Origin of the sequence: Mesonia sp. K4-1 (assembly GCF_008017825.1) — a bacterium.
Taxonomy (GTDB): domain Bacteria; phylum Bacteroidota; class Bacteroidia; order Flavobacteriales; family Flavobacteriaceae; genus Mesonia.
Genome location: NZ_VRLS01000057.1, coordinates 104,873 through 126,968, shown reverse-complemented (window position 1 = coordinate 126,968; position 22,096 = coordinate 104,873). Strand labels below are relative to the sequence as shown.

Genomic DNA, 22,096 nt, shown 5'->3' with positions numbered 1-22,096 from the left:
TTATATAAAAAGTAAATAAGTATAAACAAAAGTTCCTGCAAATAATACACTATCTAATCGATCTAACATACCACCGTGTCCCGGCATAATTGTTCCACTGTCCTTAACGTTGGCTTGTCTTTTTAGTTTAGATTGAATTAAGTCACCGTAGGTTCCAAAAATACTAACAATTATACTAAGTATAATCCATTGATCGTAGGTAAAAATAGTAATATAAAGTGAGATTACATAACCTGTTACGATGCTAAAAAATAAACCTCCTAAAAAGCCTTCAATGGTTTTTTTGGGAGAAACTCTCTCAAACAACTTCCTTTTACCAAAATTTTTCCCTACTAAATAAGCAAAGGTGTCATTTACCCAAACTAATATAAATATGGCAATAAGTAACTCTGGTTGATACTCATTATTAGAGTCAAAAGGAATCAAGGTTAAGAAAATAAATGAAGCTATAAGGTAAAAAATAACAACAATATATTTTTTTTCGTGAAAAAGAGGAATTTTCCTTACAATTATCAAGTCTCTTAAAAGTAAAATTTTAACCAATAAGGTGAGTACTAAAAGCGTATTTAAAGCATAAGTATTAAGTGTGAAGACACTAAAGACAGCAAAAAAACCTAGTAGTAAAGCATAAGAAAGGTAGCTGTTTAGCTTTAAAAGTTTTTGAAGCTCGTGTACGCAAATAAATCCGAAAAGCAAAAATAGCCCCCAAAAGGAATATTTAGATACAAGGACACAGGTAATTAATATTATAATGTACAAGGCACCCGATAAAGCCCTCGTTAAGGTTTCTTTCATACTATAAATCTTCTAATAGCAGCAAATATAGATTTTTAGAAGGACTACCATAGCTCATAAAATCACTTTCTTTCTTGTCTTCAAAAGTTTTTATGGTAGTAATGTTTGAAGGGATTCTGTTTTTGCTCTTGTGTTTTATTCCTCTTAAGCCTTCACCTATAGTGTCTATAAGCTGACTTGTTGCTGCAAGAATAATAAAATCATGAGGCAATTCATTTAATTTTTTTTCTCCAATTTGATTAGAAGAAATCAATAAAGCACCAGTATTAGCAATTAAATACTCACTTGTAGAAAGAAAGAAACTAGAATCGGAACTTTTATTAAAATCTAAATTAAAATCTTTAAAGGTTGCTTTTAAATTTTCATCGAAACAACAAGCTTTAGAGTTTTCCCAATTGTTCTCTTTGAGGATAGAATAAAATGCATCTAACATCTCATCCTTATCGCTACAATAAAGAAATTTACCGCCATTTTTTTTAAAATTGATCATGAAATTTTCATCCGTAGGTATTTTCTCCTCGGGCATAAATTTACTTTGATCTTTTTGATTAGAATTCTCTTCGTTTTCAGACTTAGATTTGAATCCTAGAATTTTACTAAATATACTCATATTCAGTTAATGGGGTAAATAAATTAATGTTGCTTTAAATCAAAGATAAAAAATATAGACTTAGTCAAGAGACTAAATCTATATTTTTTGAAGATTCTTAATTTTTTTTCTCTTCGATACTATCTTCCTTAGCGGAAAAAATTTCTGCAGATGGAGTTTCTTTTCCTTTCTTGTTATCAAAAGGTCGATCTCCAAAAATTCTTTGTAGATCGTCTTTAAAAATAACTTCTTTATCTAATAGAATATCTGCTAACTGGGTAAGTTTATCTTTATGTTCAGTCAATAAATCAATAGCTCTATTGTATTGCGTTTCAATAATATTAGAGATCTCTTTATCTATTAACTCTGAAGTTTTCTCACTGTAAGGTTTAGTGAAGTTGTATTCACTCTGTCCTGAAGAATCATAATAAGTAAGGTTTCCAACCTTTTCATTAAGTCCGTAAATCGTTACCATGGCTTTAGCTTGCTTGGTTACTTTTTCAAGATCGCTTAAAGCACCAGTTGAAATTTTATTAAAAATAACTTTTTCAGCAGCTCTACCTCCCATAGTAGCACACATTTCATCTAGCATTTGCTCGGTACGAACAATTAAACGCTCTTCTGGTAAGTACCAAGCTGCACCTAGAGACTGACCCCTTGGTACGATAGTAACTTTAACTAAAGGAGCAGCATGTTCTAACATCCAACTTACAGTAGCGTGACCAGCTTCGTGAAAAGCAATAGCTTTTTTCTCATCTGGAGTTATAATCTTATTCTTTTTCTCTAATCCTCCTACAATTCTATCTACTGCGTCTAAGAAATCTTGTTTTCCTACAGCTTTATTTCCTTTACGAGCAGCCACTAAAGCAGCTTCATTACAAACATTTGCAATATCTGCCCCCGAAAACCCTGGAGTTTGTTTTGCTAAGAACTCTGTATCTAATTCATCAGCAACCTTTTTAAGAGGTCTTAAATGAACCTCAAAAATCTCTTTACGTTCTCTAATGTCTGGTAGATCTACATAAATTTGTCTGTCAAATCGTCCGGCTCTCATTAAAGCCTTATCAAGAACATCAGCACGGTTAGTAGCTCCAATTACAATAACATTTGTATTGGTGCCAAAACCATCCATTTCAGTTAATAACTGATTAAGAGTGTTTTCTCTTTCATCATTAGAACCAGAGAAATTAGATTTTCCTCTTGCTCTACCAATAGCATCAATTTCATCGATAAAGATAATTGAAGGTGATTTTTCTTTTGCTTGTTTAAATAAATCTCTTACACGTGAAGCTCCAACTCCTACGAACATTTCAACAAAATCTGATCCAGATAGCGAGTAGAAAGGCACTTTAGCTTCTCCTGCTACGGCTTTAGCCAATAAAGTTTTTCCTGTTCCTGGAGGTCCTACAAGTAAAGCTCCCTTAGGAATTTTTCCACCCAAAGCGGTATATTTTTCAGGTTGCTTCAAGAAGTCTACAATCTCTTGTACTTCTTCTTTTGCTCCTTCTAAACCAGCCACATCTTTAAATGAAGCTTTAACATCTGTGTTTTTATCAAAAAGCTTGGCTTTAGATTTTCCTATATTGAAGATTTGTCCGCCAGGACCGCCGCCGCCGCCGCCGCTCATTCTTCTCATAATAAAAATCCAAACTCCAATAATTAAAATTATTGGAAGAAGTGACCAAATAAGTTCTCCCCAAACATCAGAGTGTGTTTCGTTCACTCTTATCGTATCTAAATTATATTCGTTTTTAAGTTCGTCAAAATCATTTTCAAAATTTTGAAGATCTCCAAGTTCAAATGTATAATCTGGGGTTTCACCTGCAGGCAAAAATTCTTTTTGCTTAGATTTTTCGTGTTTAGGTTTTTGAGCAGCTTTTTCAGTTAAATAAACATTAGCGGTTCGTTTATTAATAACTACTACTTTTTTAACATCACCGTCTTTTAAAAATGATTCAAATTCGGCAATGTTAGTTTTGGCAGGTTCGTTAAAACCGCTTCCGCTAAAAAAATTTATTCCTAAAAATATGAGTATGATTCCTGCGTAAATCCAGTAAGAATTGAATTTAGGCTTTTTGCCTTCCGGCTGTTTTTTGTTTTCTTGTTTAGCCATTATGTGTGGGTGCTAGTATTTTTAGTAATTTGTTGGAATGGTGGTCGTCTTGGCATCTCCCCAAAGCCCTTCGATGTCGTAAAACTCTCTAATGTGCTTTTGAAAAACGTGTACTACAACATTAACGTAGTCAATAAGAACCCATTCGGCATTTTCTGTACCTTCAACATGCCACGGCTTATCTTTTAAAGATTTGCTAACGCCTTTTTGAACAGAGTTAACGATGGCGTTTACTTGGGTGTTAGAATTACCATTACAAATTACAAAATAGTCACAAACCGTATTTTCAATCTCGCGAAGATCTAATATTTGGATGTCGTTACCCTTAACGTCTTCAATACCTTTTATGATTTGAGTTAAGAGTTGGTCTGTGTTATTTTCAGTTTTTACCATTAAATTTATTTGTTTTGTGCAAAGTTATGTTTTTTTGCTCTTTTTTTGCATTGTTAACAAAAACTTATCGTTCTATTTTCAACACTTTTTTTATGAAGAGTATCAAAGTTCATACCACCCCCTCAACAAATCTTTATTTGAGAGAACTATATAGAGCAAACCCCAATATTAAAAACTGCTATGTCGTTGCTGAAAATCAAACTAATGGGAGAGGGCAAATGGGTGCGAATTGGATTTCCCAAGAAGGTAAGAACCTCACTTTTAGTGTACTTCTAGAAGGTTTGAATTTAAAAATAGAAAATCAATTTAAATTAAGTGCTATTACCTCTTTAGCTATTTTAAAAGTTTTGAAGCAATTAGGGATAACTAATTTAAAGGTAAAATGGCCAAACGACATATTGGCAGAGAGTCTTAAAATTTGTGGCGTTCTTATCGAAAATATGTATAGTAATCAAAAAATTAATGCGAGTATTATAGGTATTGGGCTGAATGTAAATCAGGAAGATTTTGATAAAATGTATAGAGCGTCATCATTAAAACAATTAACAGGCATACATTATGATTTGGATTATGTACTAAAAAAATTGGTAAAACAAATAGAAGATGACATTTATGAATTCTTACCGTATTCTATTGAAGCTATACTAGAAAAATACCACGAAAATTTATTTAGAATAGGGAAGGCTTCTACTTTTGAGTTTCCTAATGGAGAAAGAACGACAGGGATTATAAAAAAAGTCTCCAAACAAGGTTTGTTAGAAATCTTGTTTGAAGACCATATTTTAAAGTCTTTTGAGATAAAGGAAATAAAACTTCTTTACTAGAGTTTCCCCATATTCTGACTTAATGTGTTAATAAAGTTTTTTAAAGGAGATTTAATCATCATGGCCATCATAGCGTTAAATTCTCCGTCAAAAATGAGTTGTACTTCGCTTTCCGCGGAAGCGATTTCAGTAATATTTGCGGTAAGAGTAAAAGGAAGTTTTTCACTTTTTGCACCTAAAACTACTTGATTACAAGGTGTTTTCTCTTTAATAAGAAGTTTTATTTCTGGCATTCCTTTTAGCTGAAATAAAAAGCTATCTTCTCCTTTTACTTCAAATTTTTGAATAGAGTCTGGCATAATGGTTTCGTAGTTTTTTACTTCCGTAAGGAAATTAAATAACTCTTCCTGACTCTTATTTACGGTGTTTTTTTCGCTTTCTAAATGCATAATTATAGTTTTGGACTCCAATTAGAAGGATCTACTCTCCACTCTTGAAGCGTTTCTAACTCTTTTTTGTTTAAATAATTGGTTTCGTAAGCTTGCTCAATAAGTGAGGTGTAGTTACTTAGAGTGTGTACTTGAAGATGCTCTTGCTTAAAATTCTCTTCAGCAACATCAAAACCATAAGAAAAAATGGCAATCATCCCTTTTACGTTAGCCTTAGCTTCTTTTAAAGCTTTAACAGCATTAAGACTACTTTTTCCTGTACTTATAAGGTCTTCAATTACCACAACATTTTGTCCGCTTTCTAAATGACCTTCAATTTGGTTCTGTCTCCCATGCTTTTTAGCTTCTGGTCTAACATATATAAAAGGAACACCTAAATATTCGGCAACTAACATTCCAATTCCAATAGCGCCAGTAGCTACACCAGCGATTACATCGGCTTTACCGTAGATTTTTTCTACCTGTTTCGCCATATGGTCTCTTACAAAATTACGAATAGGAGGGTAAGAGAGAATAATACGGTTATCACAGTAGATGGGTGATTTCCATCCGCTAGCCCATGTAAAAGGTTCTTGTGGGTTTAATTTAATTGCTTTAATTTGCAACAGTAACTCAGCTGTTTTTTTGGCAGTTTCTTTATCTAAAATCATACTATAAAATGTATAAAGTTTTTGTAAATGATATTCCGTTAATTCTTTCAACCGAAAAAGAAATAGGAAGTCAATATACCTCTATCCCAATTAAAAAGGCGAAGATAAAACGTATTATTAAAAAAGTAAGTAAAGGAGAACTTTTTTATGTAAATCTTTATCACGAAAAAGAGGAAAAGCTTCTCAAAATCTTAAAGAAAAAGCTGAAAACCATTGTGGCTGGTGGCGGAATGGTATATAATCAAAAAGGAGAAATTTTATTTATAAAACGTAACGGAAGATGGGATTTGCCTAAAGGAAAGGCCGAAAAGAAGGAAACCATCGAAGAAACTTCTATTCGTGAAGTAGAAGAGGAAACTATGGTTGAGGGTTTGGAAATTACCAAGTTCTTGCAAACTACTTACCATATCTTAAAGCGTAATGGTAAATATAAATTAAAAGAAACCCATTGGTTTGAGATGAAAACTAGCTACGAAGGCGAATTAATTCCACAAGAAAAGGAAGGAATTACCAAAGTAAAATGGAAAGATTTTGAGCAAAGTCAAAAGGCTCTTAAGAAATCTTATGAAAATATTAAGCTATTGTTTCCAAAGGAATATTTAATTCAGCATCCTAAAAATAGGATAGCTTAAATGAGCTTTTTCATAGTTAGGACTCCTTTTGTGAATCCAATCTAATTGTGCATACCAATTGTTTCTAAAACTTCTATTTTTAGATTTTTTTTCTTCAAATTCCTTCTTGACGGAAGGATTGTTATTTAAAAACTCTAATGCTATATCTTCAAACACGTATGGAGAGAAGCCTTCCTTTTGCTGTAGAATAGTATCGAAGAAATTCCAATTAAAAAATGAATCTACAGCCGTAGGTTCTAAAGTTTCTAGCAAGTATCTAATTCCGTCTTGACGGGTATTAACTATTAAATCTCCTTTTCTAAACATCATTTTCTTTACGGAAGTAGAAACAGATGTGTTTTTGTGTAAATAATGTCCTTCATAAGGAGAAGGAGAGGTAGTAAAATCTTTAATTCTATAACTTTCTACTTCAATCAAGCTGTCTTTTTCTAAGGTCTCCATTTCAATGTTATTTGCTAAAAGCCTTTCCTTTATCATCCACCATCCTTGAGGAATTATATATGCTTGAGGAATTGTAACACTATCTTGAGGTTTGAAGAAATCGTAATAATTAATTTCTTTTACAAAAGGTTTTTCTCTGTTATATTTTAACCGATTCTGGCCTGTAACTTTACTTTTAACAATTTCTGCTTCATAACCTCTAAAATCTATAGTAGTAAGTGTATCCTTATTTACCGTGTAATTATAAAAATATTGATTAGCGTTTTTAAATTCTTGTAGATTCTCTTTTCTTAAAGTTTTTATTTTGCCGTTACTGTTTTCAATTATATCTACCGTAGTAAGCATAAGCTGGTAAGTATTCTCGACTCTTTCTTTATAGGGTTTTAGCATATGAGTTTCAATCATAAGGCCTAAAGTATTCCATAAGGTTGTATACCCTGTAGAGTATCTTGGATGATCATTAAATTGCGAAAAGCCTTTTTCAGGAACCTCATTAAATACATTTACATAAGGAGTAATGGGTAAACCTTTAACTGCTAAGCTATCTTCTAGCTGAATCATAAAGTCCTCTTTCAAATACTCTCCTAATGAACCCGAAAGCTTATTGTGCTGAGTTAGAAGATGAGTTAAAGTGTATTGATAATCTGCTCCATTACTTACGTGGTTGTCAATAAAAACATCTGGATTTACCTTATGAAAAATTTCCGCGAAAGCGAAAGCATTTTTAGAGTCCATTTTAATGAAATCTCGATTAAGATCGTAATTTCTTGCGTTGCCACGGAAACCATATTCCTTAGGTCCGTTTTGGTTTGTTCTTGAAGTGCTATTTCGATTTAGAGCACCGCCAACATTATATATAGGAATAGCCGCTATAACCGTGTTTTTGGGGGCTTTTAGTGAATCTTTGGCAAAATCTCTTAGCATGAGCATGGTAGCATCTATACCATCGCTTTCTCCAGGATGAATACCATTGTTGATAAGTAAAACCGTTTTATTCTCGTGAATTTTTTCCCAGTTAAAATTACTTTCTGGATTGTAAATAACTAAATGTAAGGGTTTACCACTATCGGTAGTGCCTATTTCTTGCATTTCAATACTGGTAAAGGCCTCATCTAAATCTTTATAAAATTTAATGACTTCTTGATAAGTAGCTGTTTCTTCTCCTTTTGATTTTTCAAAAACAGTAGAGAAATTATATTCTTTGGTTAACTTGTATTTAGATAAATCGCAGCTAGTTAGCGCTATTACTGCTAAGGCTAGGATTATTATTTTTTTCATAAGTAATGAAATTTTCGTAAAAAAGAATTGTTTTTTGAAACTAAATTAGTAATTTAGTCTCTTATAAACTTATAAACCCGAATTAAAATGAAAAAAATTACTTTATTGGCTGCAGCTTTTGCGGTTTCATCTTTTGTTAATGCTCAAACTGTAATTTCTCAATCTGTAGATCCTGTAACGGTTGATGATGGAGGAGCTGCTTGTTGGAGTAGTCCTGGTAGCGGTGGGTCTGGAGATTATAGAGAAAATAGTTTCTATAGAACTTATGACTTAGCAAACGATTTTGGTATTTCTACTACATTCGATGTAGGTTCTGTACAAATTGGTCAAGCAGGTGCTGTAGATGGTACTGTAATTAACGTTACTTTATATGCTGCTGATACATTTCCTGGAGGAACTTTAGTGCCTTTAAATACTGAACAATTTACTTTATCTTCTGCTGATGATTTAACCTTAGTTGAATTACCATTTGTAGCTCAAATTCCTGCAAATGTTTTAACTGTTTTAGAAGTAAATGTACCAGAAAGTGCTAACGGAACGGCTTCTTTAAGATTTTTCCCAGGAACTAATGGATCAGGTCAAAATGCCCCTTCATATCTTGAAGCTGAATCTTGTGGTATTACTGTGCCAACAGAAACTGGAACTGGAAGTGCACCTGCTGCAGAATATGTTTTTAACTTATCTGATGAGGTCTTAGCGGTTAACAATGCAATTGCTTCTCAAGTTTCTCTATATCCTAACCCTGTAAATAATGTATTAAATGTTAGTATTCCTTCTTCTATTCAAATTGAAGGTGCTACAATGTATGATATCTTAGGAAAAGGTACACAAGTAGAAATTTCTGCTAACAATACAATTAACACTTCTTCTTTAGCTTCTGGTGTATATTTATTATCGATCAATACTAATGAAGGAAATATTACAAAGAAAATTGTTAAGCAATAAGCCTAACATATTTAATAATAGAAAAGCTCCCAATTTGGGAGCTTTTTTTATACTTAATTTTAAAATTAATTATTAAGATTTAACGCGTACAGAATCTGGGACTAACATAGTATAATCTCCCTTATTCCTAATTACATCTCTTACAATAGAAGAAGAAATATAACTTTTGCCACTGGAGGTTAGTAAAAAAACGGTTTCTATTTTCTCTAACTTTCTATTTGTATGAGCTATGGCCTTTTCAAATTCAAAGTCCGCAGGGTTTCTAAGCCCTCTCAATATAAATTGTGCATTCTCTTTAATGCAGAAATCTACAGTTAAGCCTTGATAAGTTTTTACCTTAATTTTAGGTTCTCCTTTAAAAGCTTCTTCTATAAATTGTTTTCTTTCTTCTAATGAAAACATATACTTTTTATCAGCGTTTACTCCAATAGCTAGAATAACTTCATCAAATAGTTGAAGACTACGCTCTATAATATCATAATGGCCTAAGGTGATAGGATCAAAAGATCCGGGGAATACAGCTTTTCTCATTTTTAAAATTTCGAGTTACAAGGTTACTGACATATTATTTTAATAAAACATAACTAATTTAATTACTGTAAATGTCAGTTAATCAGTACATAAGTATGGATGGAGTTGAGGTAATTTGGTTAATTAAGCCACAGAATCTATCAAAATCTCTAAAATCTGAATTGCCGCTTCACTAATTTTAGTTCCTGGGCCAAAAACGGCAACGGCACCAGCATCGAATAAAAACTCATAATCTGCAGAAGGAATTACACCTCCAACGATAACCATGATATCTTCTCTGCCTAACTTTTTCAATTCTTCAATAACTTGCGGAACTAAAGTTTTGTGTCCGGCTGCTAAAGAAGAAACACCAAGTACATGAACATCATTTTCTACTGCTTGTTTTGCTGCTTCCTGAGGGGTTTGGAATAACGGACCTATATCTACGTCAAAACCAACATCGGCATAACCTGTAGCAACAACTTTTGCACCACGGTCGTGACCGTCTTGTCCCATTTTAGCAATCATGATTCTTGGTCGGCGACCTTCTAAATCTGCAAACTTATTAGCTAATTCTTTAGCTTTACTAAATGAAGAATCGTCTTTTATTTCTTTACTATACACGCCGCTAAATGATTTAATTTGTGCTTTATACCTACCAAATTCTTTTTCGAGGGCATCGCTTATTTCTCCAATACTTGCTCTTTCTCTGGCAGCTTCTACTGCTAAAGCTAATAAATTACCTTCACCCGTTTTAGCCGCTTGAGTTAAATTTTGCAAGGCTTGATCTACTTTATCTTGATTTCGTGAGCTTTTAATTTGCTCTAAGCGTTCTATTTGTCGTCTTCTAACGGTTTGATTATCTACTTCTAAAGTAACAATAGGATCTTCTTTTTCTCTTCGGTATTGATTAACTCCAACAATAATATCTTGTCCGCTATCTATCCTTGCTTGCTTTTTAGCTGCAGCTTCTTCAATACGTAGTTTAGGAATACCAGCTTCAATAGCTTTAGTCATTCCGCCAAGTTCTTCTACTTCTTCAATAAGTTTCCAAGCTTCATCCATAATATCTTGAGTCAACTTTTCTACGTAGTAACTTCCAGCCCAGGGATCTACTGTTTTAGTAATCTGCGTTTCATCTTGTAAGTAAAGTTGTGTATTTCTGGCAATTCTTGCCGAAAAATCTGTAGGCAAAGCAATGGCTTCATCTAAAGCGTTAGTATGTAAACTTTGAGTTCCGCCAAAGGCTGCTGCCGAAGCTTCAATACAAGTACGAGCTACATTATTAAAAGGGTCTTGTTCTGTTAAGCTCCAACCACTCGTTTGACAGTGGGTTCTTAAGGCTAAAGATTTAGGGTTTTTAGGATTAAATTGTTTTACCAATTTTGCCCAAAGCATACGCGCAGCACGCATTTTGGCAATTTCCATAAAGTGATTCATTCCAATAGCCCAAAAGAAAGATAAACGCGGAGCAAAAGTGTCAATATCCATTCCTGCTGCTAACCCTTTACGAATGTATTCTAGACCGTCTGCTAGGGTATATGCCAACTCAATATCACAGGTTGCCCCAGCTTCTTGCATATGATAGCCAGAAATACTAATGCTATTAAATTTGGGCATATTTTGAGAAGTAAACTCAAAAATATCTGAAATGATTTTCATGGAAGGTGTAGGCGGATAAATATAAGTATTACGCACCATAAACTCTTTAAGAATATCATTTTGAATGGTTCCCGCCAATTTATCTGGAGAAACGCCTTGCTCTTCCGCAGCGACGATATAAAAAGCCATAATAGGAAGTACAGCACCGTTCATAGTCATTGAAACCGACATTTTGTCGAGTGGAATTTGGTCGAAAAGAACTTTCATATCCTCCACTGAATCTATGGCTACGCCGGCTTTTCCTACATCTCCAACCACACGATCGTGGTCACTATCATAACCCCTATGAGTAGCCAAATCGAATGCGACCGATAGTCCTTTTTGTCCTGCAGCTAAATTTCGTCTATAAAAGGCATTGCTTTCTTCGGCTGTAGAAAATCCAGCATATTGTCTAATTGTCCAAGGACGTTTTACGTACATGGTAGAGTAAGGTCCTCTTAAAAATGGAGCAATTCCTGCGGCGAAATTAAGATGTTCTACCTCTTTTAAATCCTCTTTTTGATAAGTGGATTTTATATTGATGTTTTCTGCCGTATTGTAACTGCTACTCTCTGTTTCTTTAACAGAATTGCTTTTTAATTCTATATCTTGAAGGTTTTTTCTTTGGCTCATCTCTTTCGTATTTATAGAATTTTACTCTTGTTTTAATCTCGACTGCTCTAAACTCTCTGCTAAACGCCTTTGAATAATAGGAGGTAGGAGGGTTTTTCGTTCTTTCTTTTCTAAAAAAGGAGAAATTTCTAATTCATTTTTCATTTTATCTTCAGCATTCTCGTATCTATTGGTCCCCACCAAAATAGTTTTTCCTTCATTAAATTCTTCTTGTTCTTTTTGTGCAGATTCTTTAATTTTTCTTTGAATGGTTCCTTCTTTTAGTTGAACTAAAAATCCGCCTCCTTTTTCTATACTTTTAAAAAGCTCTAAAGCTTTTTCTGAAAGTTGTTGGGTAAGGTTCTCTATGTAGTATGCTCCATCTGCAGGATTACTCACTTTATCGAAGTAACTCTCATTTTTTAAAATAAGAAGTTGATTGCGAGCTATTCTACTTCCGAATTCATTCTCTTTATGGAAAATTTTATCGTAAGCGTTATTGCAAATAAAATCTGCTCCGCCCAAAATAGCACTCATACATTCGGTAGTTGTTCTTAACATATTTACATTATAATCGTAAATAGTTTTGTTGCGATTGGTAGGGAATGCAAGTATTTCTATCTTTTCAGGTAACTGATAAGCATTGGCTAAGGTTGCGTATAAATTCCGTAAAGCTTTTATTTTAGCGATTTCAAAGAAGTAATTAGATCCTACGGCAACTTTAAAAATAATTTTTTTGTTTTTTAAAGCTTCACTGTTATGATTTAAATATTCATTGGTGTGGGCAAGTGCGTAAGAAAGTTGTTGTATAGTATTTGCTCCTGCGTTTTGGTAAATATTAGTGTTAATACTTAACTCAACAGGGATTTCTATGTGTTTGAATATATAATTTAAAGCTTCGTGATCATCTTTTAAAGAATGATACCAATTGCCCGTGGCAGCAAGATTTCCTATAATGTCAATTCCTATACGGATTTGATGTTTCTTTCCTTTTAAGAATTCCGCGAAAGCGATAATGTATTTGGGTTTAAGAAATTGAAACTCAATATAGATAGGAGTTTTTTTAATATCAATACTTTTTAAAAGCTCAACAAGATTGGTAGATTCACTTTCAATAATTAGCCAAATTGCTTCGGTGCCCTTACTTAAGCTATAGCTAATTTGTTCAATTGTACTTTCTAAATCTTTAACCGTTAATCTTTCGGTAATATGCCATTGGTTTGGAGTAGCAACCGAAATATTATTGGTGGTATCCTCTTGATGATAGAAAGGTTTAATGTCTATCCCTTCAAGAGTGTGAGTAATTAGACTCTCATAATCGACTCCTTTTAAGTCTACCTGTATTTTTTGTCTCCATTCTTTAGCGGTAACCGCTTTAAAATCGTTCATTAAATGTTTTGCCATGGCTTATTTTTTTGGAGTACTATCGTATTCTATAATGTAGATTTCTTCGTTTTTTTTCTTCATAAAATATTCTTCCCGAGCAAATTTCTCTAAGGCAGAAGAATCTTTTAATCCGTTTATAATGGTGGTATCGTGTTGAATTTCGGCTCTATAAAATGCTTTGTTATCTTCTAACTCTTTAATTTCTTGGTTTAGTTCTCTATGTACTAACCAAGAATTACTGTCTAGAAAAAGCATCCAAACACCAAAAAGCAATAAAATAAGAACATATTTATTGCTAATGATTTTAAACCATTTATTATTTAAAAGTGCTTTGAGACCCATATGGGCGAAGATACAAAATTAGTCTAAACGCTGCTTGATAATTGTTTGGACAATATCAACAGCTACGGTATTGTAGCGATTGTAAGGAATGATAATATCTGCGTATTCTTTTGTAGGTTCAATAAACTGTTGGTGCATAGGTTTTAAAGTAGTTTGGTATCTATTGAGTACCTCATCGATATCCCTACCTCGTTCATTGATATCTCTTTTTAAACGTCTGATTAATCGCTCATCACTGTCGGCATGTACGTATATTTTTATATCGCACATTTTTCTTAATTTAGGATTGGTGAGAATTAGAATGCCTTCTACGATCATCACCTTTTTAGGTAAAGTTTTAAGTGTTTTTCCTGTGCGATTATGTTCTACGAAAGAATAAACCGGTTGCTCTATAGCGTTTCCTTTTTTTAATTCTTTTAGGTGACTGACTAACAGGTCGAAATCTATAGATTGGGGATGGTCAAAATTAATTTGAGTGCGTTCATCATAAGATAAGTCACTAGTATCTTGGTAGTAAGAATCTTGAGAAATTACTGCAACTTCTTCGTGTTGTAATTCGTCAACAATAGTATTTACTACAGTAGTTTTTCCACCACCTGTACCTCCGGCAATCCCTATAATTAGCATAACTTAGTCTTTATAAGTTTGCAAAATTAATATTTTTAAGAAGTAAATCTATTTTTTTTACCAACAATGATAAATTTCCTTTTCAAAAAAGAATAGAAATTTAAGCCAAGCGATTCTTATTTGTATTTGAAATACTAAAATCATCTACCCAAAATAAGATGCCTACAAGTAAAGAAAATTAAATTTTAATTATTTAATATTTATCTAGCTAAAGCATAATGTTGTTACTCACTAATCCTATGTTCATCATTGAAATCCTTACACTAATTATACTTCAATCTATATCTTCGAGAAGACTTTGCTGTATGAGATCAAGAATATTATGGTGTATCAACCTTTAGTAAATCTCTGCGAATTGTTGTTTCAAAATCTTAAGATTTCTTTCTTTTTGTGGCTGCAGTTCTTTTTTACCGTAAGCCGTAAAATATTTATGACGTTCTAAAAAGTCAATATTCAGCTTCACCCATTCTTTATTACTGAAACACATTTTTAAGTGTTCGCTCCACTCTTCTCTAAGTAGCTTATTTTTAGAAATAAAGTTCTCTTTGCCTAAATGAGATAAATCTGCATCACAAAGTACTTGTTCTAAAATATTTGTTGGGGTTTGAGGCATTTTGGTAGCTAAAATACATTTCACCACCTTTTCCGTTTTTTGAGGATCAAAGCCAATTTCAGTTAAATACTCAGAAGCTTTATGAGCACTAACATCTTCATGACCATTAAAGCAATCTATATTTCCTGTATCATGAAATAAGGCAGCTAATAGTACAACTTCTAATTCTTCCTTGTTCAAATTGGAGTAGAAGCCTATCTTTTTTACGGCAGCAAAAACTTCTTTTGTATGTTGAGTGTTATGAAAAGAAAGTTCATTGCAGCGACTTTGTAAAAGTAATTGTGTACAATGCTCTTTAGTTTTATCAAGTAACGCATTCATATTCTATAAAATTAAAAGTAGCTTTCGTTACATAGGCGTTTTAACGGTGTATAAAGATTTTTTATAATAACTAAATTAAGAAAAAAATATTGTTTAGAAAATGAATCGATTTTTATTTAATTTTTTTTTAATAATTTTTTATGGAATCAACAGCAGTATGGATTTGAGATTAGCATGAAATTTTTATAATGAAGAAAGAAATTAAAAAGGTGTACATAACAATTTTATAAACTGATATGTACACCTTTTTCTATTAATTTTTCTTTAGTTAATCAATACTAGCGCCACGTAGACGAAGCGCGTTGGTAATTACAGAAACAGAGCTAAAACTCATCGCCAAGGCGGCAATCATAGGTGATAATAAAATTCCGAAAAACGGAAATAATACACCCGCAGCAATTGGTACACCTATGCTATTATAGATGAGCGCAAAAAATAAATTCTGTTTAATATTTTTAATCACTTTCTCACTTAAATGAATTGCTTTTACAATACCCTGTAAATCGCCTTTTACGAGGGTGATTTCTGCACTTTCTATAGCAACATCTGTACCCGTTCCCATCGCAATACCAATATTACTTTGTGCTAAGGCGGGAGCGTCATTAATACCATCACCAGCCATCGCTACTTTTTTTCCTTCTTTTTGTAGGCTTTTTACTTCATTTTGCTTAGCTCCAGGAAGCATGCTCGCTTTAAAAGTATTTACACCAACTTCATTAGCCACCGCAGCAGCGGTTTGCTCATTATCTCCGGTAAGCATAATTACCTCAATGCCTTTATTTTGAAGTTCTTGTATCGCTTTTTTAGAACTCTTTTTAATAGGATCGCCTATTACTACATAACCTAAAACTTCTTTATCATTAGCGAGGTAAGAAACTGTTTTTCCTTTTTCTTGTTGCTGAATGATTTCTTGTTGAAACTCTTCTGAAATTGAAATAGAATGTTCTTCAATTAAACGTTTATTTCCCAAAAAATAGAACTGACTTTCAATTTCACCTTGCACACCTTTTCCTGTAATGGCTTCAAAATTTTCAGTTTTTAGTAAAGGTGTATTTTTTTCTTCAGCATAATGAAGTGTAGCTTTAGCTAAAGGGTGCTCACTATATTGATTTAAGGAAGCAATTACTTTTAATACCGTTTCTTCAGAAGAATTTTTATGGAAACCTATTTTTTCTACTTTAGGTTTTCCTTCGGTTAGTGTGCCTGTTTTGTCTACAATAAGTACATCTATTTGATTGAGCTTTTCTAACGCTTCGGCATTTTTTATTAATACTCCATTTTGTGCTCCTTTACCAATACCAACCATAACAGACATTGGAGTTGCTAAGCCTAACGCACAAGGGCAAGCGATTATTAATACGGCAACGGCATTTACAAACCCAAAAACATAGGCAGGTTCTGGTCCAAAAATTGCCCAGATAAAGAAGGTGATGACAGAAATAATAACAACCACGGGTACAAAATAAGCAGAAATTCTATCGGCTACTTTTTGAATAGGAGCTTGACTTCTACTCGCTTTATTTACCATTTTTATAATCTGAGCCAAAAGGGTTTCGTTGCCTACTTTTTTAGCCTCCATTACAAAGCTTTGTTGTCCATTTATAGTTCCAGAACTTACTTGGTCACCCTTATTTTTTTCTCCGGGAATAGGTTCTCCAGTAATCATAGATTCATCAATAGAGCTTTTCCCTTCAGTAATTACACCGTCTACAGGTATTTTTTCTCCGGGTTTTACACGTAGTTTGTCACCAACTTCTATTTGATCTACAGAAATTTTTACTTCTTGATTGTTAACAATTCGTGTAGCTTCATTGGGACTTAGTTTTATTAATTCTTTTACTGCAGAATTTGTCTTACTGTGTGCTCGGGCTTCCATAAGTTGACCTAATAAGACCAGCGTTAAAATTACGGTAGCAGCTTCAAAATAAACATGCACAGTACCACTTTCAGTTTTAAATTGTTGCGGAAAAATATCTGGAAATAAAAGCGATACCACACTAAATACCCAAGCTACACTAGCACCAATACCAATGAGGGTAAACATGTTTAAATTCCATGTTTTTAGTGATTTATAAGCCCGCTCAAAAAACATCCAAGTAGCATAAAAAACTACAGGAATAGAAAGAACAAATTGAATCCAGTTCCAGTACTTTAATTCTAAAATATCATATAAAGGATTGTTAGTGATCATATCTGACATAGAAATGATAAATACGGGAAGCGTAAAAGCAAGCGCAATCCAGAATTTTTTACTGAGTTGAGCATAGGTTTTTTCTTCAGCAGAAAGGTCTGGTTTTTTGGGTACAAGGTCCATTCCGCATTTGGGGCAATCTCCAGGTTGGTTTTCAATAACCTCAGGATGCATTGGGCAGGTATATGTTGTGCTTGTAGGTTGTGTAGAAACTTCTTCAACCAAATCCATTCCGCATTTAGGACAATCACCAGGCTCATGGTAAGTTTTATCACCCTCACAATGCATAGGACAATAATAAATACCTGTACCGTTTCCTTGTTTTTTGTGAATAGAAGACTCTTTTTTAGGCTGAGGTTTTTCGTCTTGATGATGAATAGAATAACGCCCACCATCATTTTTTAAAGCTTCCTGAAATTTATCTAACGGAATGTGTTTTTCCATTTCAATTTCAGCTTCAGCTTTTTCTAAATTTACATCTACATTTTTAACTCCGTTTACTTCTGCTAAGGTCTGTTGTACGTGGTTTTGGCAACCACCGCAAGACATTCCGTGTATATGATAAGTATGTTTCATTTTGCTTTCTTTTATTAGCAAAGTTAAGGAGAGTGCAGGGTAGAGGTTTACATAATTATAGGTAGGGTTTACACAATTTTGTCTAGTGAGGTTCTATTCCAATCTTGGTTATTTTTATAATCACTCATCGTGGTTCCTGTTATCGTTTTAAATTGCCCGGATAAATGATTGATAGTTTTGTAGTCTAATTGATAAGCAATTTCTGAAAATGAAAATTTATTCATTTGTATAAGCTCTTTTGCTTTTTCTATCTTCAGCTTGATAAAGTATTTTTCTATAGTTTGTGTTTCAATTTTTTTAAAAGTTTTACTTAAGACCGTATAATCCTTATGTAAAGACTTACTGAGGTAGGTAGAAATTTTTTCTTCTGAAGTATACTCTTCCATAAACGCAATTAGCTTGACTTTAATATCTTCTGCGAGTTTAATTTCTGGATTTTCTATTAATTCAAAACCATTATTTTCTAGTGCGGTTTTAAATTCTTTAAAATGGAATAAATGATTTGTTTCTAAAACAACCCTACCTAACTGAATTTCTTCAATCTTAGCTTGAAAACCTTCTGCTGTTTTTTGCACTGCAATTTTACAGCGATCACAAACCATATTTTTAATGTAAAATTCCTGTATCATTTTTTAGAAAATGTATTTTACCGCCAATCCTCCTACTAACCAAATATAACAAGCGAAGGCGGCATATTTTAAAACAGTTTCCAGTAGCTGACTTTTTGGTGCCATTTCACTCATAGCGTGATCTACATCTTTCTTTTTAAAGAAACCTAAGTAAATTAAATAGCCAGAAATAGCGAGGAAGCCTAAATTTAAAAATAAGGTATAATTAACTTTAAAGAATTCTTGATCCTCAATTTTAACTTGAGAAGGATCTGGAAGAATACTAAATAAATCAAACGTGTAATGCAGTGCTAATGAAGCACCAATTAATGCAGTGAATAAGAGAAAAACAATAAAGAGAGACATTTTCCAACCATAATATTTTGCATTGATACGCAATACAGGGAAAACTACCAAATCACTAAATATAAAAGCCATTACTCCGGCAAAACTAACGCCTTTGCCAAATAATAACGCTGCTAACGGAATATTTCCCATAGAACCAATAAAGGTTAAAAATGCTGCTACGGGACCAACAACAATATGTTCTAGAATTTCAAGAAAAGTAAAATCTGTATTTCCCTCCCCGCTGTTAATAAATAAAGTTTGGAAGAAAGAATCAGGTACAAAAGCAGCAACTATACCAGCAATGGTAAAACCAACAGTTACGTCTTTCCAAACCATTTGCCATTCCATTTTGTATTTTTTAGCTACGCGCGCCCAACTTTCTTCTTTTTTTATCTGTTTTTTCCAGTCTGTAGAATTGGTAGAAGCGTCATCATCTTCACTTTCCAGATTTTTACGTGCTTTTTTAATAAGCTTTTTAGGGTTGATAATACGTATTAATGCCCAACAAATAAGTATTAATAGAAGACCGCCTACATATTCCCCTATAACAAATTGCCATCCTAAAAAGATAGAAATAATAATTCCTAATTCAATCACAAGATTGGTAGAAGCCAGTAAAAATGCAATGGAAGACACAAAACTAGCTCCTTTTTTAAATATGGATTTAGTAGAAGCAAGCGCTGCAAAACTACAAGAGCTACTTATAAAACCAAAAAATGTACCTAGCAAAATACTTTTACCTTCATTCTTGCCCATAGATTTTTGCATCCGATTTTCGGTTACAAAAATTTGTATCATACTACTAATTATATAACCAAGGATAAAAGCCCATAATGCCATCCAGAAAAAACCTAGAGTAGTATTGGCTGCTTCTCCCCATTGTTTCAAAAAGGAGGTCATAATTCACTATTTTATGGTTTTTTGAATAGAACCGCAATGTAGCATCTTGTCTCCAAAATATGGATTCATGATTTCCTTTTCCTCTGAGAACCAAAATCCACCTTCATTATTAAAAGCCATAGGGCAGTATTGTTTATACAGTTTTCCTGCAGTTATATTTTCTGAAAATATAGTATCAAAGTTTTGACTTAAAGCATAAAAGGCTTCTCTTTGAGTTTCAATATCATTTTCATTTTTTATGATTTGCTGAGCTAATTTCATTTGCTTTTCATCTTTAAAATACTTGACCATAATTTCAGCAATTTTTTTTGCTGAATAAGTATCACTTTTTACCAGTGCATCTTTTAAATCAAAATACAAATGAGCTAAATTATATTGTTCATCAGTTTTAAAATTTAATTTTAAATTCTCTGTATTTGCCTGTATTTCTTCTTTAGCTACATTTTCTTTGTCTAAATCTATCTGTTGATTTGATTTATCATTTTTACAAGCAATAAAAGTGAAAGAAGATAATAATCCTATAAAAATTAAGGTACGTCTCATAAGTTAATTGTAAGAATTTTTAGAATATTATATAATAAGCTAAAAATAATAATAGAATTTTAATTTCAACTTATAAAATGAACTTTATGAGTGGTAAGTTGAAGATTAAATTATTAGAAAAATAAACAGGACAATGTCCTTTTAAAAGGAAATATTCCATAATTTTGAATTATGGAAATAAAAGATTTTGGAAAAATACGGAGAAACAAAGTAAAACACAAAGCTGAAGTCTCTATGCAAACAGGTTTTCCAAGCCCCGCTACTCATTATATGGAAAATACGGTCGACCTATCTGATGTTTTAATTCAAAATAAAGAAGCTTCTTTTTATGTAAGAATAGGAGGAAGTGCTTGGGAAAATTTAAATATTTATAAAAATGATGTGCTTATTATAGATCGTTCTTTAAATTTTTCTCGTGGAACCACAGCATTGGTTGTAAAAGATGGAAGCTTTGAGGTGATTAAATACCCCCTCGCTGAAAATAAAGAAGAGTTAGAGTCTATAGAACTGTGGGGAGTTGTTACCCATATTATCCATAAGGTATGATAGGTATAATAGATTGTAATAGTTTTTATGCTTCTTGCGAACAGGTATTTAGACCCGATTTGCGAGGAAAACCTGTGGTGGTGTTGAGTAATAATGATGGGTGTGTAATTGCGGCAAATAAAGAAGCTAAAGCTTTAGCCCATATCCCTATGTTCGAACCTGTGTTTAAGATAAAAGATCAGCTTTTAGAAAACAATGTTAGCTTTTTCTCTTCTAATTATACCTTGTATGGAGAAATGTCTAATCGTGTGATGCGTATTTTAAAAGAGTTTTCTCCAAGTGTAGAAATTTATAGTATTGATGAAGCTTTTATAGACCTTTCTGGATTAGATCATATTGATCTTAATGAATATGGGCATCAAATTAAAGAAAAAATTAAACGCTATACGGGATTACCAGTCGGGGTGGGCATTGCACCCACTAAAGTTTTAGCTAAACTCGCTAATCGTAGATCTAAAAAAGAGACTATAAATAATCATGTATACGTCATAAATTCTGAAGAAAAAAGAATGGATACACTACATTGGGCTAAAATAAAAGATGTTTGGGGTATTGGAAAAAAGCACGCAAAAAGACTTCAAGAAGTAGGAAAATACTCAGCATACGACTTTACACAAGTGCCTTTAAGTTGGGTAAGGAAAAACATGACTGTAGTGGGGGAGCGTACGTGGAGAGAATTAAGAGGAGAATCTTGTTTAAGTTTAGAAGTTACGCCTAAACCTAAAAAAGCAATAGGAACAGCAAAATCTTTCGGTAAAAAACTGACTAGCATTGAGCTTATAGAAGAAGCTTGTTCGTATTATATAAATGAGGTGAGCGAGGTTTTACGAAGTCAGAATTCTTGTGCTAAGTACCTACAAGTTTTTTTACAAACCAATTACCATAGTAATAGCGATAAACAATATCATAATAGTATTACGGTTACACTCGAGATTCCTACAAACAATACATTCATATTAAATACACAAGGGAAAAAAGCTCTGCATCGCATTTTTAAACCGGGTTACCGTTATAAAAAGGTGGGAGTTTGCCTTAGCGGAATTGTTCCCGAAAATTATGTCCAAACCAATTTGTTTCAGCAAACCAATGAGAAAAAAGGTTTAATGGAAGCTTTTGATAAGATTAACCAGAAATTCGGAAAATCTACGCTATCCCCAGCTCTATTAGACAAATCTAGAATTAAGGAATGGGAGTTGGTAAAAGAACAACGCAGCCCAAGGTATACTACTCAATGGAACGAATTACTTAAAATAGGATCATAAAAAAAGCCTTGCTAAAAAGCA

The 22,096-nt window shown here is 33.0% G+C and carries 22 protein-coding genes; 5 read left to right on the top strand and 17 right to left on the bottom strand.

Going from position 1 to position 22,096, the window contains the following annotated elements; all coding sequences use genetic code 11:
• The 4 genes from FT986_RS10720 to rsfS all read right to left on the bottom strand — a co-directional run bounded on the left by FT986_RS10720 (nt 1) and on the right by rsfS (nt 3,890).
• Nucleotides 1–795, bottom strand: coding sequence for a phosphatidate cytidylyltransferase (locus tag FT986_RS10720; RefSeq protein WP_147865047.1), 795 nt, complete (start codon nt 793–795; stop codon nt 1–3).
• 1 nt (nt 796) lies between these two features.
• On the bottom strand, nt 797–1,405 hold the full coding sequence (locus FT986_RS10715) for an LUD domain-containing protein (RefSeq protein ID WP_147865046.1): 609 nt from the start codon (nt 1,403–1,405) through the stop codon (nt 797–799).
• A 97-nt stretch (nt 1,406–1,502) separates the two neighbouring features.
• Nucleotides 1,503–3,497: an ATP-dependent zinc metalloprotease FtsH gene (gene ftsH / locus FT986_RS10710; RefSeq protein ID WP_147865045.1), complete on the bottom strand. Its 1,995-nt coding sequence runs from the start codon at nt 3,495–3,497 to the stop codon at nt 1,503–1,505.
• Nucleotides 3,498–3,518: 21 nt separating this feature from the next.
• Nucleotides 3,519–3,890, bottom strand: coding sequence for a ribosome silencing factor (gene rsfS, locus FT986_RS10705; RefSeq protein WP_147865044.1), 372 nt, complete (start codon nt 3,888–3,890; stop codon nt 3,519–3,521).
• Between the two features lie 92 nt (nt 3,891–3,982).
• On the opposite strand from rsfS, the gene FT986_RS10700 reads away from it, so the two are divergent.
• Nucleotides 3,983–4,714 (top strand): biotin--[acetyl-CoA-carboxylase] ligase, encoded by a 732-nt coding sequence (locus FT986_RS10700; RefSeq protein WP_187248612.1) that lies wholly within the window; start codon nt 3,983–3,985, stop codon nt 4,712–4,714.
• Here FT986_RS10700 and FT986_RS10695 read toward each other — a convergent pair.
• Nucleotides 4,711–5,103: an SRPBCC family protein gene (locus FT986_RS10695; RefSeq protein ID WP_147865042.1), complete on the bottom strand. Its 393-nt coding sequence runs from the start codon at nt 5,101–5,103 to the stop codon at nt 4,711–4,713. The two genes, FT986_RS10700 and FT986_RS10695, sit on opposite strands and share 4 nt — an antisense overlap.
• 2 nt (nt 5,104–5,105) lie before the next feature.
• Complete coding sequence (gene pyrE / locus FT986_RS10690) at nt 5,106–5,753, bottom strand: orotate phosphoribosyltransferase (protein WP_147865041.1); 648 nt, start codon at nt 5,751–5,753, stop codon at nt 5,106–5,108.
• A gap of 8 nt (nt 5,754–5,761) precedes the next feature.
• Between pyrE and FT986_RS10685 the strand changes: the two genes are divergently transcribed.
• The gene (locus tag FT986_RS10685; RefSeq protein ID WP_147865040.1) at nt 5,762–6,385 is read left to right on the top strand and encodes an NUDIX hydrolase; all 624 of its coding nucleotides are present in this window, start codon (nt 5,762–5,764) and stop codon (nt 6,383–6,385) included.
• On the opposite strand, the gene FT986_RS10680 is transcribed toward FT986_RS10685, so the two are convergent.
• Nucleotides 6,353–8,104, bottom strand: a complete 1,752-nt coding sequence (locus tag FT986_RS10680; RefSeq protein WP_147865039.1) for a M14 family metallopeptidase — start codon at nt 8,102–8,104, stop codon at nt 6,353–6,355. The two genes, FT986_RS10685 and FT986_RS10680, sit on opposite strands and share 33 nt — an antisense overlap.
• 87 nt (nt 8,105–8,191) lie before the next feature.
• On the opposite strand from FT986_RS10680, the gene FT986_RS10675 reads away from it, so the two are divergent.
• The gene (locus FT986_RS10675; RefSeq protein WP_147865038.1) at nt 8,192–9,049 is read left to right on the top strand and encodes a T9SS type A sorting domain-containing protein; all 858 of its coding nucleotides are present in this window, start codon (nt 8,192–8,194) and stop codon (nt 9,047–9,049) included.
• Nucleotides 9,050–9,121: 72 nt separating this feature from the next.
• On the opposite strand, the gene coaD is transcribed toward FT986_RS10675, so the two are convergent.
• The 10 genes from coaD to FT986_RS10625 all read right to left on the bottom strand — a co-directional run bounded on the left by coaD (nt 9,122) and on the right by FT986_RS10625 (nt 20,267).
• Nucleotides 9,122–9,580: a pantetheine-phosphate adenylyltransferase gene (gene coaD / locus FT986_RS10670; protein ID WP_147865037.1), complete on the bottom strand. Its 459-nt coding sequence runs from the start codon at nt 9,578–9,580 to the stop codon at nt 9,122–9,124.
• A gap of 123 nt (nt 9,581–9,703) precedes the next feature.
• On the bottom strand, nt 9,704–11,833 hold the full coding sequence (scpA, locus tag FT986_RS10665; RefSeq protein WP_147865036.1) for a methylmalonyl-CoA mutase: 2,130 nt from the start codon (nt 11,831–11,833) through the stop codon (nt 9,704–9,706).
• A gap of 21 nt (nt 11,834–11,854) precedes the next feature.
• Nucleotides 11,855–13,216 (bottom strand): methylmalonyl-CoA mutase subunit beta, encoded by a 1,362-nt coding sequence (locus FT986_RS10660; RefSeq protein ID WP_147865035.1) that lies wholly within the window; start codon nt 13,214–13,216, stop codon nt 11,855–11,857.
• A 3-nt stretch (nt 13,217–13,219) separates the two neighbouring features.
• On the bottom strand, nt 13,220–13,540 hold the full coding sequence (locus tag FT986_RS10655) for a septum formation initiator family protein (protein ID WP_111541076.1): 321 nt from the start codon (nt 13,538–13,540) through the stop codon (nt 13,220–13,222).
• 18 nt (nt 13,541–13,558) lie between these two features.
• Nucleotides 13,559–14,167, bottom strand: a complete 609-nt coding sequence (gene udk / locus FT986_RS10650; RefSeq protein WP_147865034.1) for a uridine kinase — start codon at nt 14,165–14,167, stop codon at nt 13,559–13,561.
• A 337-nt stretch (nt 14,168–14,504) separates the two neighbouring features.
• Entirely contained in the window at nt 14,505–15,101 is a 597-nt protein-coding gene (locus FT986_RS10645; protein WP_147865033.1) for an HD domain-containing protein, read from the bottom strand.
• A 268-nt stretch (nt 15,102–15,369) separates the two neighbouring features.
• A complete protein-coding gene (locus tag FT986_RS10640) occupies nt 15,370–17,868 on the bottom strand; it encodes a heavy metal translocating P-type ATPase (protein ID WP_147865032.1) in 2,499 nt (832 codons plus the stop codon).
• Nucleotides 17,869–17,936: 68 nt separating this feature from the next.
• Nucleotides 17,937–18,497: an AraC family transcriptional regulator gene (locus FT986_RS10635; protein ID WP_147865031.1), complete on the bottom strand. Its 561-nt coding sequence runs from the start codon at nt 18,495–18,497 to the stop codon at nt 17,937–17,939.
• Between the two features lie 3 nt (nt 18,498–18,500).
• Complete coding sequence (locus tag FT986_RS10630; protein ID WP_147865030.1) at nt 18,501–19,724, bottom strand: permease; 1,224 nt, start codon at nt 19,722–19,724, stop codon at nt 18,501–18,503.
• Between the two features lie 6 nt (nt 19,725–19,730).
• Nucleotides 19,731–20,267 carry a DUF3347 domain-containing protein gene (locus FT986_RS10625; protein WP_147865029.1) on the bottom strand — a complete coding sequence of 179 codons (537 nt, stop codon included), beginning with the start codon at nt 20,265–20,267 and terminating at the stop codon, nt 19,731–19,733.
• Between the two features lie 171 nt (nt 20,268–20,438).
• On the opposite strand from FT986_RS10625, the gene FT986_RS10620 reads away from it, so the two are divergent.
• Both FT986_RS10620 and FT986_RS10615 read left to right on the top strand, forming a co-directional pair.
• Nucleotides 20,439–20,813 (top strand): S24 family peptidase, encoded by a 375-nt coding sequence (locus tag FT986_RS10620; RefSeq protein WP_147865028.1) that lies wholly within the window; start codon nt 20,439–20,441, stop codon nt 20,811–20,813.
• Nucleotides 20,810–22,075 carry a Y-family DNA polymerase gene (locus FT986_RS10615; protein ID WP_147865027.1) on the top strand — a complete coding sequence of 422 codons (1,266 nt, stop codon included), beginning with the start codon at nt 20,810–20,812 and terminating at the stop codon, nt 22,073–22,075. The genes FT986_RS10620 and FT986_RS10615 overlap by 4 nt, the downstream gene beginning before the upstream one ends.
• Nucleotides 22,076–22,096 lie beyond the last annotated feature (21 nt).

Excerpts from the sequence above, each read along its gene's own strand:
- FT986_RS10720 (WP_147865047.1), bottom strand. The coding sequence starts at position 795 with ATGAAAGAAACCTTAACGAGGGCTTTATCGGGTGCCTTGTACATTATA.
- FT986_RS10715 (WP_147865046.1), bottom strand. The coding sequence starts at position 1,405 with ATGAGTATATTTAGTAAAATTCTAGGATTCAAATCTAAGTCTGAAAAC.
- ftsH (WP_147865045.1), bottom strand. The coding sequence starts at position 3,497 with ATGGCTAAACAAGAAAACAAAAAACAGCCGGAAGGCAAAAAGCCTAAA.
- rsfS (WP_147865044.1), bottom strand. The coding sequence starts at position 3,890 with ATGGTAAAAACTGAAAATAACACAGACCAACTCTTAACTCAAATCATA.
- FT986_RS10700 (WP_187248612.1), top strand. The coding sequence starts at position 3,983 with ATGAAGAGTATCAAAGTTCATACCACCCCCTCAACAAATCTTTATTTG.
- FT986_RS10695 (WP_147865042.1), bottom strand. The coding sequence starts at position 5,103 with ATGCATTTAGAAAGCGAAAAAAACACCGTAAATAAGAGTCAGGAAGAG.
- pyrE (WP_147865041.1), bottom strand. The coding sequence starts at position 5,753 with ATGATTTTAGATAAAGAAACTGCCAAAAAAACAGCTGAGTTACTGTTG.
- FT986_RS10685 (WP_147865040.1), top strand. The coding sequence starts at position 5,762 with ATGTATAAAGTTTTTGTAAATGATATTCCGTTAATTCTTTCAACCGAA.
- FT986_RS10680 (WP_147865039.1), bottom strand. The coding sequence starts at position 8,104 with ATGAAAAAAATAATAATCCTAGCCTTAGCAGTAATAGCGCTAACTAGC.
- FT986_RS10675 (WP_147865038.1), top strand. The coding sequence starts at position 8,192 with ATGAAAAAAATTACTTTATTGGCTGCAGCTTTTGCGGTTTCATCTTTT.
- coaD (WP_147865037.1), bottom strand. The coding sequence starts at position 9,580 with ATGAGAAAAGCTGTATTCCCCGGATCTTTTGATCCTATCACCTTAGGC.
- scpA (WP_147865036.1), bottom strand. The coding sequence starts at position 11,833 with ATGAGCCAAAGAAAAAACCTTCAAGATATAGAATTAAAAAGCAATTCT.
- FT986_RS10660 (WP_147865035.1), bottom strand. The coding sequence starts at position 13,216 with ATGGCAAAACATTTAATGAACGATTTTAAAGCGGTTACCGCTAAAGAA.
- FT986_RS10655 (WP_111541076.1), bottom strand. The coding sequence starts at position 13,540 with ATGGGTCTCAAAGCACTTTTAAATAATAAATGGTTTAAAATCATTAGC.
- udk (WP_147865034.1), bottom strand. The coding sequence starts at position 14,167 with ATGCTAATTATAGGGATTGCCGGAGGTACAGGTGGTGGAAAAACTACT.
- FT986_RS10645 (WP_147865033.1), bottom strand. The coding sequence starts at position 15,101 with ATGAATGCGTTACTTGATAAAACTAAAGAGCATTGTACACAATTACTT.
- FT986_RS10640 (WP_147865032.1), bottom strand. The coding sequence starts at position 17,868 with ATGAAACATACTTATCATATACACGGAATGTCTTGCGGTGGTTGCCAA.
- FT986_RS10635 (WP_147865031.1), bottom strand. The coding sequence starts at position 18,497 with ATGATACAGGAATTTTACATTAAAAATATGGTTTGTGATCGCTGTAAA.
- FT986_RS10630 (WP_147865030.1), bottom strand. The coding sequence starts at position 19,724 with ATGACCTCCTTTTTGAAACAATGGGGAGAAGCAGCCAATACTACTCTA.
- FT986_RS10625 (WP_147865029.1), bottom strand. The coding sequence starts at position 20,267 with ATGAGACGTACCTTAATTTTTATAGGATTATTATCTTCTTTCACTTTT.
- FT986_RS10620 (WP_147865028.1), top strand. The coding sequence starts at position 20,439 with ATGGAAATAAAAGATTTTGGAAAAATACGGAGAAACAAAGTAAAACAC.
- FT986_RS10615 (WP_147865027.1), top strand. The coding sequence starts at position 20,810 with ATGATAGGTATAATAGATTGTAATAGTTTTTATGCTTCTTGCGAACAG.